Consider the following 13,275-nt stretch of genomic DNA (forward strand, 5'->3'; position numbering starts at 1 on the left):
GGCCGGCGAGCGTCACTAGAATGTCGGGATACCTGAGGAAACGATGGAATCGACAATTGTAACCACTTTGCCAGGGCTCTTCAGTGCCGCCGGCAGCCGGTTCCGCTCGATCACGCGAAGATAAGGCAATGGACCCCACAGATACTCCCGACGCCATCGACGGCGCGCTAGGTTCGCCCTGGCAGGCTGCCCGGGCGCACAGCCGCTACCTGGACAACCTGCTGCTCAACCGTCCGGACATTGCCTCCTGGCTTGGTGAGCATGTTGCGCAGCCGCTCACCGCCGGTGAGATGCGCGACTTTCTCGACGCTGCGGCGCCACACGACGATGCCGGCGTCAAGCGTGTGCTGCGCCGCCTGCGCCAACGGGTGATGGCGACGCTGATCGTTCGCGATCTCGCCGATGTGGCGCCATTGAGCGAAGTCGTCGAGAGCATGACCCGGCTTGCCGACGTCACCACGAACTTCGCCCTGGATTTCGTACATCGGCAACTTTGCGAGCTGTACGGAGAGCCGCTCGACAGCCAGGGACGGTCGCAACGGCTGATGGTCATCGGCATGGGAAAACTCGGCGGGCGCGAGCTCAATGTCTCTTCGGACGTCGATTTCATTTTCGTCTACCCGGAGGAAGGGCAGACGGCTGGCGGCCGCTGCATCGACAACTACGATTTCTTTCTGCGTCTCGGCAAGCGCTTGATCAGCGCACTTGGCGATCTCACCGAAGACGGCCAGGTCTTTCGGGTGGATATGCGCCTGCGCCCCAATGGCGATTCCGGACCACTGGTAGGATCGCTCGGTTCACTCGAGAACTATTTCATCGCACAGGGCCGCGAATGGGAACGTTACGCCTGGATCAAGGCGAGGGTGATGAACGAGGGCGTCAATCTGCAGCCGCAATGGAACAGGATGCTGCACGACATCGTCCGCCCCTTCGTTTTTCGCAAGTACCTCGACTTCGGTGCAATCAACGCCATGCGCGATCTGCACGCCCAGATTCGCCGGGAAGTGGTGCGCAAGGACATGGCCGATCACATCAAGCTCGGACCCGGCGGCATCCGCGAAATCGAGTTCATCGCGCAGGTGTTCCAGTTGATTCGCGGTGGCCGCGATCCCGCATTGCAGATCCGGCCGACGCTCGAGGTGCTCGCCCTGCTCGCCGAGCGTCGTCTGCTGCCGCCGGAAAGCGAGCGGGAACTGGCGGCGGCGTATGAGTTCCTGCGCCGTCTGGAGCATCGTCTGCAGTACGTGGGCGACGCTCAGACACACCGTCTGCCAGGCACGCAGGGAGATCGCTTGCAGATCGCACATTCGCTGGGCTGCGCCGATTGGCCCGCTTTTCTGGCGATTCTCGACGCGCACCGTGCGATCGTCGGCCGGCATTTCGAACAGGTTTTCTCCGAGCCGGAAGAGGGGCGACATCCGCTGGCTGCGATCTGGGAAGGATCCGCTGCAGGCGACGATGCGCTCGATCAATTGTCGAGGCGCGGCTTCCGTCAGCCGCAACTGATGCTCGAACGTTTGCAGAGCTTCCGTCGCAGCGGCCGTTACCTGCAACTGCCGGCGAGCAACCGCGAGCGCCTCGATGCCCTTGGCCCCCGTCTGATCGATGCCGCTGCAACGACTGCCATGCCCGACGCCACCTGGCAGCGAGGTCTCGACTTTCTCGACACGATCAGCCGTCGCGGCGCCTATCTGGCCCTCCTGCAGCAGTATCCGCAGGCGCTGCAGAAGCTTGCAGAGCTGATCGGCAGTTCGTCGTGGGCTGCCGATTACCTGACCCGCCACCCGATCCTCCTCGACGAACTGCTGGATTCGAGAATCTTCGACGTCGCCACGGATTGGCAGGAATTTCGGCAGCAGTTGCAGGAACAACTCGGGCAACATGTGGATGATACCGAGCGCGAGATGGACATTCTGCGCGAGTTCCATCACGCGCAGGTCTTTCGCTTTCTCGCACAGGACATCGCCGGGCTGCACACCGTCGAACACCTCGCCGACCGGCTCAGCGAACTCGCCGACATCATGGTCCAGACCACCATGGAACTCTGCTGGCAAAAACTGAAGCATCGACACACGCACCCCGACCGTCCGCCGCGCTTCGCGGTCATCGCGTACGGCAAGCTCGGTGGCAAGGAGCTCGGTTTCGCGTCGGACCTCGACCTGGTCTATGTGCACGACGATCCCGAGCCTGGCGCTGGCGAGCTGTACGCCCGCCTGGCACAACGCATGAGCACCTGGATGACGACCCAGACGCCCGCCGGAATGCTGTTCGACGTCGACCTGCGCCTGCGTCCGAACGGCGATTCGGGAATGCTCGTCTCGCCGATCGAAGCATTTCGCGACTATCAATTGCAGCACGCCTGGGTGTGGGAGCATCAGGCGCTGACCCGTGCCCGTTTCTGTGCCGGCGATCCGGCACTCGGCGAGCAGTTCGAAGCGATCCGCAGCGAAATCCTGCGGCAGCCGCGCGACCGTGGAAAGCTGCGCGGCGAGGTACTGGCGATGCGCCAGCGCATGCTTGACCAGCACGCCTCGCGCAGCGAAGAACTGTTCGACATCAAGCACGATCGCGGCGGCCTGATCGACGTCGAGTTCATCGTCCAGTACCTCGTGCTCGGGCACGCACACGCCCATGCTCGCCTCTGCGGCAACCTCGGCAACATCGCCTTGCTCGGCATCGCCGCCGAAATCGGTCTGATCCCGCAGGCCCTGGCGGACGCGGTACGTGGCGCGTACCGTGAATTCCGCCGCATGCAGCATGTCCTGCGACTCAACGCCAACCGTCGCGCACGCGTCGGACGCGTTACGGTCAGTCGGCGCATCGAAGCCGTGCGCACCCTTTGGGAAGAAGTTTTCGGAGTTCGCTGAGTGACTCGTTCGCCCGCCGCGGGCGACCGCGGCGAGCCGGTGATCGCAACGCGTCACGCGGAAATCTTGTCCTGACGGAAAGAGTTGCTTGCTGGCAGGGCGGGCCGCCAGCAGCGCCGCCATTGCGTTTTCCCTCGTCGGGGTTCACGATGTCCATCGATTGGGAATTCACGAACGTCGGCGCCGAGAGCGACCCGCGTGCCGATTTCGCGATTCCCGGCCTTGCTGCATTTCGCCTCGTGCCGACGCCTGATGGAAATTGCCCACGTCATCCAGACCTTGCAAGACGATGCACTTGCGGTCGTTTTCTTGAATGTTCTGTTGCAACAGGTCGGTCTGCCGGTGCCGGCGGTGCCGACCCTGCTGCTGGGCGGCAGCCTCGCCGCCGGCCCGGGACAGTTGGGCGAAATGCTGGCCACCGCTGTCGTTGCGTCACTGATCGCCGACTGGCTCTGGTACGGTGTGGGAAGGATGTTCGGCTATCGGGTGCTGACCGGCCTGTGCAAGCTCTCGATCAATCCGGGTTCGTGCGTCAGCCAGACCGAAGCGCGGTTCGTTCGCTGGGGTGTCTCGTCATTGGTGGCGGCGAAGTTCATCCCCGGTTTCTCCACGGTTGCCCCGCCGATCGCAGGCGCTTTGCGGATGTCCTTGCCCGGATTCCTGATTGCTTCCGGCAGCGGCGCCGGCCTATGGGCCGGGCTGGCGCTGGTCACCGGCTGGCTGTTGCGGGACACCGTGCAGGAGGCAATCGCCGTTCTCGATCAGCATTCGGGTGGGGCAATGCTGGTCGCGACTGCCATCGTGGTGCTGTGGCTGGGATGGAAGTTTTGGCAGAGATACCGTTTCCGGAAATTTTCTGCGGTTCCCCACATCACTGCCGATGAGCTGATCGCGACGCTGGCCACCGATCAACCGCCGCTGCTGCTCGACCTGCGTGGGGCCACGATGATCGCGGAGACCGGCCCGGTTCCGGGTGCGACCGTTGCCGAGCACGATCATCTGCAGCGGGCCGTCGACGGCTGGCCGAAGAACCGGCCGATCGTGACCCTGTGTGCCTGTCCGGAGGATGCGGGCGCGATCCAGGCCGCGCGCGCCTTGCTGAATCAAGGTTATCTATCGGTGCGGCCGCTGCGCGGCGGTTACGAAGCGTGGATCGCGGCAGTCAGGCGTTAGACTGCCCGCTGGCGCCAGTTTCCCGCTCGGCATCTCTGGTACGGCGGAAAGGAGGCAGGTGTCGCTTCGCGAAGCACTCGCGAACCAGTCCGGCTCGGGCTGGACAACTCCGCACCGAGGTCGCTCGGGTCGACAAGATGGCGACCGTATCGATCGCCACCTCGGGTCCGGTGCGCGGCGCTCCGTCCGGATTTCACCCACCCATTCTGCGGCGACCAAGGCCCAGTCCGGTCAAGCCCAGGCCCAGCAGGGCAAGCGTACCTGGGACCGGCACTGCCGCGCTACTTACTACCAATGTACCGACGGCTTGCGTCTCTTCGAACGCATCGCCCGTGTCACGTCCAAAGGGATCGCCGCCCTGCAGCACATAATTGTCAAGATTGATCCCGAAAGGGTTGGTGCGGAAGACGCCGGAATGGATGTCCTTGTCGAACACATCCACATTCACCGCCACGTCAGCAGTCCCTACCAGCGTAAACTCCAGACCATTGTCCGGGTTGCCGCCGGCCTGCTTGTTGAAACCACCCTGATTGGAGCTCTCGGGTCCGGCGTTGAAAACCCAGGATTGACCGAGGCCCAAGGTACCAACGATGCTCAGGTTGATGGTCTGCCCCGGGGCAACACCCGACAGCGTGCCGGTGCCGGTAAACGCCGAGGTACCCGTATTCTGCACTTGAAGCCAACCCGTATCCGGGCTGCCACACGTCCCGACCGTCGCACTTCCTCCTCCACAGCCGCCGGTGTAATGGGTGGTAATCGTCAACTGATAAGCCGAAGCCGTGGCGGACGCGGCCAGCAAGCTGGCGGTCAATGCCAGCAATCGTAGTTTCTTGCTCCCAATGCTTTGCATCGTGGTTCTCCTCGTATAGTCAGGATCAAGTGGAACTCCCCCGGGGGCGAGTAGAAGCAAATATTGGGCCTGCCGTTGCAACATGTTGCTTTAATGGATGGTGCTTTGCCATGAGTGGCGCGGCGAAGAGGCCGATGTAATCTTTTCCGACACGTCCCATTTCTGCGCGGAATTTCGCCCCCGTTTACCGATGATCAAGCTGGCGTGTGTGCTTTCAGGCGCGTGACCGTGCTAGAGTCGCAAGCGTGTCGTCGCCGTAAACCGCTCGGTGGTCCGTCCGCGGTGAGCAATCGAACTTGCTTGGTGAGTTGAATCGTGAACACCGATCTGCTGTTGTTGGATTGAACATGGCCTTCGTCGACATTGACGGGCAACCGATCGAGTACCAATTCCTATCCGCCGCGCGGCGCGATCGGCCGACGCTGGTCCTGCTCCACGAAGGGCTGGGGAGTGTGGCGTTTTGGCGCGAATTCCCGGCACGGCTGGCGCAGGCCAGCGGCTGTCGGACGCTGTGCTGGTCGCGACGCGGTTACGGTGATTCGGCTCCGCTTACCGCCCCGCGCACGGCTTGCTACCTGCACGAAGAGGCGTCGCAGCAGCTGCCGTCCTTGCTCACTGCCCTCGCCATCGAGCGGCCGCTGCTGATCGGACACAGCGACGGGGGATCGATCGCACTGCTCTACGCCGCCGCCTGGCCGGATCGGGCGGCCGGCATCGTCGTGCTGGCGCCGCACGAGTTCGTCGAGGAAAAGGCACTGCTTGGCATTCGTCTGGCGGGCGAGACCTACGCCAACAGCGACTGGCCACGGAAACTGGGTCGCTACCACCGTGATCCCGATGCCGTTTTCCGGGCCTGGCACGATACCTGGCTGTCACCGGAGTTCCGTTCCTGGGACATCACCGGTTGCCTGTCGAAGATCACCTGCCCGATCCTGGCGATCCAGGGCGAAGACGACGAATACGCGACGATGCGCCAGATCGAGTGCATTGCCGAAGCTGCGCCCGACGTCGATCTGCTCAAACTCGCCGACTGTCGGCATTCGCCCCACCGGGATCAGCCGCAGGCGGTGATCGAAGCGATCGTCGGTTTCGTCGATCGGCTTGCCGTCGGCTGACTGGGCGCGCCGACCTTGCGGCGCTTACGGCCGGCCGCGGTGCGGGCGCAGGCGGGCGGCCGGGTCCTGGCGATAGAAACGGGCGAACTGATCGTAGAGCTCAGGATATGCACTGCGCAGTGTCGCTGGAGTCTCAAAGAATGCCTCGCTCATGACGGCGAAGAACTCGCCCGGATTTTCGCTGGCGTAAGGGTCGAACTGCGCTTCCCGGCCGAGCGCTTCGGCCGTGTCCACGCGCTCGCAGAAATCGTGGTAGCTGGTTTCCAGGATGCGCTGCCAGTGGCTGCGCGGGATGTCCGGCGGTAGCGGCGGGATGCCGTCGGTTTCGCCATCGAGCATGTCGAGCTTGTGGGCAAACTCGTGGATGACGACGTTGTAGCCGCTGCCGGCCATCTGCGCGTCGCGCCACGAAACCAGCAATGGCCCTCCGCTCCAGGCTTCTCCGGAAGCGAGCTCCTGATACTCATGAACGACGCCGAATTCATCCTCGACGCTGCGCGGGATGAGGAACTCGTCGGCGTAGACCACTACCCCTACCCAGCCGCGGTAATAATCGAGGCCGAGTTCGAGGATCGGCAGGCAACCCTGCGCGGCGATCGAGACGCAGATCTCGTCGGAGAGCGTGAGCCCGCCGGCGGCGGCAAACTCCTTCTCGGCCAGGAAATCTTCGGCGAGGTGACGCAGTCGGTTCTGCTCCGCGTCGTCGAGCGCGGCGAGAAAAGGCAGTGCCGAGACCACCGACTGCCAAAGGCAATCCGGTATCGGTGCCGGTTCCCGGCGACCACGCAACCAGCCGAGCAACTTGCCGATCATGCCGCCTCGACGGCCGGCGGCGCAGCCACGGTCCGGCCGACTCGGCTGCCCATCGGCTCGATTCGAGGGCACTGACCGGCTTGTGGATGGTCGGCGAGGGGGACCGGAGAAAACATCGTTGCGCAGCGCGTTGGGCGGACTTCGCGGCTGACCCTGCCGTACCTGGGCAGCCGCCGCTGCGCAACCGGCTGCGGCGGCTGATGGCATTGCAGGGGATCGGGCATGGCCGGCGAGAAACACGGAAAGGAGCATTATGCACGAAGCTTGGGCCTGACCTTATAATGGGCCGATGGTCTCGGTCATTCATTCGGTCGCTGCGCAGAGCGACCTGGAACAGTCCCTGGCGACGCTCGCGGAAGGGCTTTCCACAACCGAAGTCGATCGGCTCCGGCTGGCCGTCGATTTCGCGCGAGGGAGCTACGCTGGCGGTCTGCTCGGCAGTGGCGAAACAATCTGGGGGCATGCCCTGGGAATGGCACTGGTCGTCGCCGGCCTCAAGCTGGACGCCGATGCCCGTGTGGCAGCACTGCTCTTCGCCGTGCCGGCGCAGCACGAACATGGTCTGGCTCGCGTCGAGCGCGATTTCGGTCACAGTGTCGCGCAACTCGTCGGCGGAATTTCACGGCTGAACCGCATGCGCCCGATCACGCGCGGCTTCGTCGCGCATTCCGTCGACAGCAGCGACAAGAATCCGCACGAGATGAAAGCGCAGATCGAAGTCCTGCGCAAGATGCTGCTGGCGATGGTCGAGGACATCCGCGTCGTCTTGCTGCGCCTGGCTTCGCGCACACAGACCCTGCGCCACTTCGCGATTGCTCCCAATGAACTGCGGGTGTCGGTGGCGCGCGAGACGCTCGAGCTTTATTCGCCGCTGGCCAACCGGCTCGGTGTCTGGGAACTGAAGTGGGAGCTGGAGGACCTTTCCTTCCGCTTTCTCCATCCGGCGATCTACAAGGAAATTGCGCAGCATCTCGACGAGAAGCGCACCGAGCGCGAACAGTTCATCGGTCAGGCAATCGCCATCGTGCGGCGTGAACTCGAGGTTGCCGGTGTCGTCGGCGCCGAGATCTACGGCCGTCCCAAGCACATCTACAGCATCTGGAACAAGATGCGGAAGAAGGATGTCCCGTTTTCCGAGGTGTACGACGTGCGTGCGCTACGCATCATCGTCGACCAGGTGAAGGATTGCTACACCGCTCTGGGGGTCGTGCATCACATCTGGTCGCCGATCGCCAAGGAGTTCGACGACTATATTACGCACCCCAAGGGCAATCACTACCGTTCGCTGCATACCGCCGTGCACTGCGCCGACGGGCGCGCAATCGAGGTGCAGATTCGCACGCGCGAGATGCACAGCCACGCCGAGTTGGGGGTCGCTGCGCATTGGCGCTACAAGGAAGGAAGCAGGGCAGCGCCGGAAGATCGCTACGATGAGAAGATCGCCTGGTTGCGACAGCTCCTGGCCTGGCGCGACGAAGTTGGCGGTTCGTCGGACTGGGTCCGGCACTATAAGCAGGCGGCGTTTGACGAGACGGTGTACGTCCTGACGCCGCAGGGCAGGGTCATCGACTTGCCGCGCGGTGCGACGCCGGTCGATTTCGCCTATCGAGTGCACACCGACATCGGACACCGCTGTCGCGGCGCCAAGGTCGACGGGGCGCTGGTGCCGCTCAATACACCACTGAGCACCGGCCAGCGCGTGGAGATCATTCTCGCGAAGCACGGAGGTCCGTCACGTGACTGGCTGAATCCCTCGCTGGCCTACCTGTTCACCCATCGCTCGCGGCTCAAGGTGAGGCAATGGTTCGCCAGTCTGGCGCTCGAGGATACCCTCGCCGAGGGGCGCTCCGTGGTCATTCGCGAATTGCAGCGGATGGGCCAGGCCGGGATCAATCTCGACGATCTTGCCGCGCGACTAGGTTTTGCGCGCAGCGACGATCTGTTCATCGCCGTCGCGCGCGCCAAGCTCAACATGCGCCAACTGCAGGTGGCGGTGCGTGGCAGCGAGATGCCGGTCGACGAGCGCGTGCTCGGCGATGTGCCGGTGCGCAGGCAGCGGGAGAGTGACGTTGCGGAGAAGGGAATTCTCATCGTCGGCGTCGGTCGCCTGCTGACCCAGCTCGCAGGTTGCTGCAAACCGGCTCCGCCCGACGAGATCATCGGCTTCGTCACGCGCGGCAAGGGAGTCTCGGTGCATCGCGCCGACTGCAGCAACTTCTCGAACATGCAGACGATGCATCCCGAGCGGGTGATCGAAACGACCTGGGGTGGCCGTACCGACGGCGTCTTTGCCGTCGATCTGGTGATCGACGCCTACGACCGGCAGGGCCTGCTGCGTGATGTGTCGGACGTCCTCGCGCGCGAAAAAATCAATGTGATCGCCGTCAACACCCAGTCCAGGCAGGGCAACGCGCACATGCGCTTCACCGCCGAAGTCGGCAGCATTCCGCAACTCAACCGCACCCTGACCCTGCTGCACGAGGTCCACGGCGTCGTCGGTGCGCGCCGCGCCTGAGCTGGTTCCTGTCCGCCCGCGGTTGCACCGCCCACCAGTGCTCCGTCAGGCGGGAACGCACAAACCCCTCGTCAGGACTGCAGCAGTTCGATCAGTTCGGTCTGCGAGGCGTGCGGGCTGGTGCGAGAGCCGCGTCGCTGGTGGTAGCTGCCGTCAGGGCCAAGTTCCCAGGCCAGCACATTGTCGCTCAGGTAGATCTGCAGACCTTCGTTGATCACCCGCCGTTTGAGCTTGCGGTCGAGCACCGGGAAAGCAAGTTCGATCCGCCGGAAGAAATTCCGCTCCATCCAGTCGGCGCTCGACAGATACACCTTTTCCTCGCCACCGGCGTAGAAATAGAACACCCGGTGATGCTCCAGCTGGCGGCCGATGATCGAGCGGACGCTGATGTTTTCCGAGAGATCCTTGACTCCCGCGCGCAGGCCACAGACGCCGCGCACGATGAGATCGATCTTGACCCCGGCCTGCGAGGCCTCGTATAGCGTGGCGATGGTTTCCGGTTCGAGCAGCGAGTTCATCTTGGCGATGATGCGCGCGCGCTTGCCTGCACGCGCCGCTTCGGCCTCGGCGCGAATCGCTGCGACGACGTTTGGTTGCAGCGTGAACGGTGCCTGCCAGAGATGTGTCAGCGTCTGCGCGCGGCCGAGGCCAGTGAGCTGCTTGAATACTTCGTTGGTATCGGCGCCGATCTCCTCGTTGCAGGTCAGCAGGCCAAAGTCGGAGTAGAGGCGGGCGGTCTTCGGGTGATAGTTGCCGGTGCCGAGGTGCACGTAGCGCCGCAGCAGGCTGCTGCCGGCCTTGCCTTCCTCTCGGCGGACGATCATCAGCATCTTGGCATGGGTCTTGTAGCCGACCACGCCATAGACGACATGCGCGCCGACCTCTTCCAGCTTGGTCGCCCAGCCGATGTTGGCCTCTTCGTCGAAGCGCGCCATCAGCTCGACGACGACGGTGACTTCCTTGCCGTTCTGCGCCGCGCGCAGCAGCGACTGCATCAATACCGAGTCGGTGCCGGTGCGATAGACGGTCATCTTGATGGCCACCACCTGCGGGTCGTCCGCCGACTGTTCGAGCAGATCGATCACCGGATTGAAGCTCTGGTAGGGATGGTGCAGGAGGATGTCGCCGCCGCGGATGCTGTCTACCACGCTGTGGCATTTCTGCAGGGCTTTCGGTATTCCCGGGGTGAACGGCACGAACTTGAGGTCATTGCGCACGACCCAGTCGGGTACCTGCATCAGGCGAACGAGATTCACCGGGCCTGCCACCCGGTAGAGGTCGCTTTCGGTGAGGTTGAACTGTCCGAGCAGGAACTGGGTCATCGCTTCGGAGCAACTGTTTGCCACCTCGAGGCGGACGGCGTCGCCGAAGTGGCGCTGCGGCAACTCGCCCTGGATCTTTGCGCGCAGATTCTTGACCTCTTCCTCGTCGACGAAAAGGTCGCTGTTGCGCGTCACCCGGAACTGGTAGCAGCCGAGCACCTTCATGCCGGCGAACAGTTCGTGCACGAACTCGTGCAGGATCGAAGAGAGGAATACGAAGGAGTATTCGGCTTCGCCGAGTTCGCGCGGCAGCCTGATCACGCGCGGCAGGACGCGCGGCGCCTGGACGATGGCAGCACCGGAGCTGCGACCGAAGGCGTCGCGACCTTCCAGCTCGACGGCGAAGTTGAGACTCTTGTTGAGCACGCGCGGGAACGGGTGCGACGGATCGAGCCCGATCGGGGTGATCACCGGCATCACTTCGCGGAAGAAGAAGTCGCGAATCCATTCCCGCTGGTCGACGTTCCAGTCGCCACGCTTGAGGAAGCGAATCCCTTCGGCGGCAAGCTGCGGCAGGATTTCATCGTTGAGCAGCGCGTACTGTTCCTTGACAATGGCATGCACCTCGTCGCTCACCAGGCGATAGACTTCCCGTGCCGTCTTGCCGTCGGTGGTGATCGCCACCGAGTTCAGCTTGAGCTGTTCCTTGATGCCAGCCTCGCGAATCTCGAAGAATTCGTCCAGATTGCTGCTCACGATGCACAGGAAGCGAAGCCGCTCGAGCAAGGGAGTACGCGGGTTTTTCGCCTGCCACAGGACACGCCGATTGAAAGCCAGCAGGCTCATTTCACGATTCTGGAAATACTCGGGCGGGAAGCCCGTGGCAGGCTGGGGGGGCGGCATTTCGGTGGTGGTGGCGACTATGTTCATGGATTCGTTCCGTCGGAAAGGATGGCTCGGGAAAGGGTGAATTGCGGACGAGCATATTACAACCATCGCTCGCGTGCTTGTAGCCCGGGGACCGCTTTTCTCGGTCTACGAATTCGAGCCGTTCCCGGTCACGGTAATGATGCGTCTTTCGCCAATGCTAAAATGACTGGCCTGAAAAGCACTCTTCGCCGTAAGGTCGAAAAGAAACCCTATGAGCTACGAACTAATTGCCGGTGTCGATCTCGGTTCCAACAGTTTCCGCGTGCAGATCGGACGCATCGTCGGCGACCAGATTCATCCGCTCGATACGCTGAAGGAGACGGTTCGGCTCGGTTCGGGTCTGACCCGCGAAAAGCTTCTCGACCATGCCTCGCAACAGCGGGCGATCGAGACCCTGCGCCGTTTTGGCGAACGGCTGCGCGGTTTTGATCGGGAAACGGTCCGTGCAGTGACCACCGACGCGATGCGGGTGGCGAGGAATTCGCGCATGGTTCTGCTGCAGGCGGAAGCAGCTCTCGGGTTTCCGATCGAGATCATCGGCGGCCGCGAGGAGGCGCGCCTGATCTTCATCGGCGCCGCCAACGCATTGCCGCCAGCCAGTCACCGCCGCCTGGTGGTCGACATCGGCGGTGGTTCGACCGAATTCATCATCGGCGAGCGGACCGAGCCGCTGCTGATGGAGTCGCTGTTCATGGGCGGCATCAGCTATCGGCAGCGCTTCTTCCCCGAGGGCAGGGTGGACAAGAAGCGCTTCTACGCAGCCGAGGTGTCCGCTGCGCGCGAGGTCGAAGCGATCGCCGTAGACTATCAGCGCTTCGGCTGGCAGGAAGCGGTGGGGTCTTCCGGTTCGGCACAGGAAATTGCGACGATTCTGGAATCGAACGATCTCAACCCCGATGGCGGTCGCGGCATCAGTCGGGAAGGTCTGAGCAGGCTACGCCAGCTCCTCATCCGGGCCGGCTCGGCCGAGGCGCTGAACCTCAAGGGGATGCGGGACGAACGCTACATGATCCTGCCGGGTGCCATCGCGATCATGTCGGCCGTGTTTTCCGAACTGGCCATCGAGCACATGACCTACTCCGATGGCGCGCTGCCGCTCGGCGTCCTCTACGATCTGCTCGGGCGCTTCGAGCATCACGACACGCGCGACGAGACCGTCGGTCAGTTCATGCGCCGCTACCAGGTTGACGAGATGCAGGTCCGGCGCGTCGAGCGGACCGCCTTGCTGCTTCTCGGGCAGATGATCAAGCTCGATTCGCCTGAGCACGAGAACGATGTTCACTTTCTGCGATGGGCCGTTTCCCTTCACGAAATCGGCGTTTCGGTGGCGCATACCGAGTTCCACAAACACGGTGCGTACATTCTGGGACACGCCGACATGCCGGGGTTTTCCAAACGCGACCAGGCGCGCCTCGCGCTGCTGGTGCTGGGCCAGCGCGGCAAGCTGCAGAAGCTCGCCTCGATGCCGGCGGGTGACCCGAACTGGCGCCTGGTCTTTTGTCTTCGCCTGGCAGCGCTGTTGCATCGCGCGCGCGAAGATCAGGCGTTGCCCGAACTGGCGGTCAGGGAGTCGCCGGTGGGTTTTCAGCTCGACGTACCGGTCGACTGGCCGGATGCCAATCCGATGACTGCCGCCGCACTGAACGACGAAACACTGCTCTGGCGACGCATCGGCATCAAGGTGAAGATCAGGCCGGTTCCCGATGAGGAGGCGGTACAACTGGAGCTGTTGCGGAAATCGTAGCGGGCC

General features: G+C 63.3%; 8 protein-coding genes. 5 read left to right on the forward strand and 3 right to left on the reverse strand.

The window, feature by feature from the left end; translation table 11 throughout:
• Nucleotides 1–128: 128 nt before the first annotated feature.
• Nucleotides 129–2,867 (forward strand): bifunctional [glutamate--ammonia ligase]-adenylyl-L-tyrosine phosphorylase/[glutamate--ammonia-ligase] adenylyltransferase, encoded by a 2,739-nt coding sequence (glnE, locus tag NFV80_RS12525; RefSeq protein WP_296758864.1) that lies wholly within the window; start codon nt 129–131, stop codon nt 2,865–2,867.
• A 252-nt stretch (nt 2,868–3,119) separates the two neighbouring features.
• The gene (locus NFV80_RS12530; protein WP_295330131.1) at nt 3,120–4,040 is read left to right on the forward strand and encodes a VTT domain-containing protein; all 921 of its coding nucleotides are present in this window, start codon (nt 3,120–3,122) and stop codon (nt 4,038–4,040) included.
• 193 nt (nt 4,041–4,233) lie between these two features.
• Here NFV80_RS12530 and NFV80_RS12535 read toward each other — a convergent pair whose 3' ends face one another.
• The gene (locus NFV80_RS12535) at nt 4,234–4,890 is read right to left on the reverse strand and encodes a PEP-CTERM sorting domain-containing protein (protein WP_295330129.1); all 657 of its coding nucleotides are present in this window, start codon (nt 4,888–4,890) and stop codon (nt 4,234–4,236) included.
• 347 nt (nt 4,891–5,237) lie between these two features.
• Between NFV80_RS12535 and NFV80_RS12540 the strand changes: the two genes are divergently transcribed.
• Nucleotides 5,238–6,005: an alpha/beta hydrolase gene (locus tag NFV80_RS12540; RefSeq protein ID WP_295330127.1), complete on the forward strand. Its 768-nt coding sequence runs from the start codon at nt 5,238–5,240 to the stop codon at nt 6,003–6,005.
• Nucleotides 6,006–6,029: 24 nt separating this feature from the next.
• Here the strand turns inward: NFV80_RS12540 and NFV80_RS12545 are convergent, their stop codons facing one another.
• On the reverse strand, nt 6,030–6,818 hold the full coding sequence (locus NFV80_RS12545; RefSeq protein WP_295330125.1) for a M90 family metallopeptidase: 789 nt from the start codon (nt 6,816–6,818) through the stop codon (nt 6,030–6,032).
• Nucleotides 6,819–7,107: 289 nt separating this feature from the next.
• Between NFV80_RS12545 and NFV80_RS12550 the strand changes: the two genes are divergently transcribed.
• The gene (locus NFV80_RS12550; RefSeq protein ID WP_295330123.1) at nt 7,108–9,333 is read left to right on the forward strand and encodes a bifunctional (p)ppGpp synthetase/guanosine-3',5'-bis(diphosphate) 3'-pyrophosphohydrolase; all 2,226 of its coding nucleotides are present in this window, start codon (nt 7,108–7,110) and stop codon (nt 9,331–9,333) included.
• 71 nt (nt 9,334–9,404) lie between these two features.
• Here NFV80_RS12550 and ppk1 read toward each other — a convergent pair whose 3' ends face one another.
• Complete coding sequence (gene ppk1 / locus NFV80_RS12555) at nt 9,405–11,525, reverse strand: polyphosphate kinase 1 (protein ID WP_295330121.1); 2,121 nt, start codon at nt 11,523–11,525, stop codon at nt 9,405–9,407.
• A gap of 211 nt (nt 11,526–11,736) precedes the next feature.
• Here ppk1 and NFV80_RS12560 point away from each other — a divergent pair, with 211 nt between their 5' ends.
• Nucleotides 11,737–13,269 carry a Ppx/GppA phosphatase family protein gene (locus tag NFV80_RS12560; protein WP_295330119.1) on the forward strand — a complete coding sequence of 511 codons (1,533 nt, stop codon included), beginning with the start codon at nt 11,737–11,739 and terminating at the stop codon, nt 13,267–13,269.
• Nucleotides 13,270–13,275: the final 6 nt, after the last annotated feature.

Origin of the sequence: Accumulibacter sp. (assembly GCF_023806565.1) — a bacterium.
Taxonomy (GTDB): Bacteria; Pseudomonadota; Gammaproteobacteria; order Burkholderiales; family Rhodocyclaceae; genus Accumulibacter.

Bases quoted from the DNA above. Each gene is read 5' to 3' on its own strand.
- NFV80_RS12535 (WP_295330129.1), bottom strand. From the start codon at position 4,890: ATGCAAAGCATTGGGAGCAAGAAACTACGATTGCTGGCATTGACCGCC.
- NFV80_RS12560 (WP_295330119.1), top strand. From the start codon at position 11,737: ATGAGCTACGAACTAATTGCCGGTGTCGATCTCGGTTCCAACAGTTTC.
- NFV80_RS12545 (WP_295330125.1), bottom strand. From the start codon at position 6,818: ATGATCGGCAAGTTGCTCGGCTGGTTGCGTGGTCGCCGGGAACCGGCA.
- NFV80_RS12540 (WP_295330127.1), top strand. From the start codon at position 5,238: ATGGCCTTCGTCGACATTGACGGGCAACCGATCGAGTACCAATTCCTA.
- glnE (WP_296758864.1), top strand. From the start codon at position 129: ATGGACCCCACAGATACTCCCGACGCCATCGACGGCGCGCTAGGTTCG.
- NFV80_RS12530 (WP_295330131.1), top strand. From the start codon at position 3,120: ATGGAAATTGCCCACGTCATCCAGACCTTGCAAGACGATGCACTTGCG.
- ppk1 (WP_295330121.1), bottom strand. From the start codon at position 11,525: ATGAACATAGTCGCCACCACCACCGAAATGCCGCCCCCCCAGCCTGCC.
- NFV80_RS12550 (WP_295330123.1), top strand. From the start codon at position 7,108: ATGGTCTCGGTCATTCATTCGGTCGCTGCGCAGAGCGACCTGGAACAG.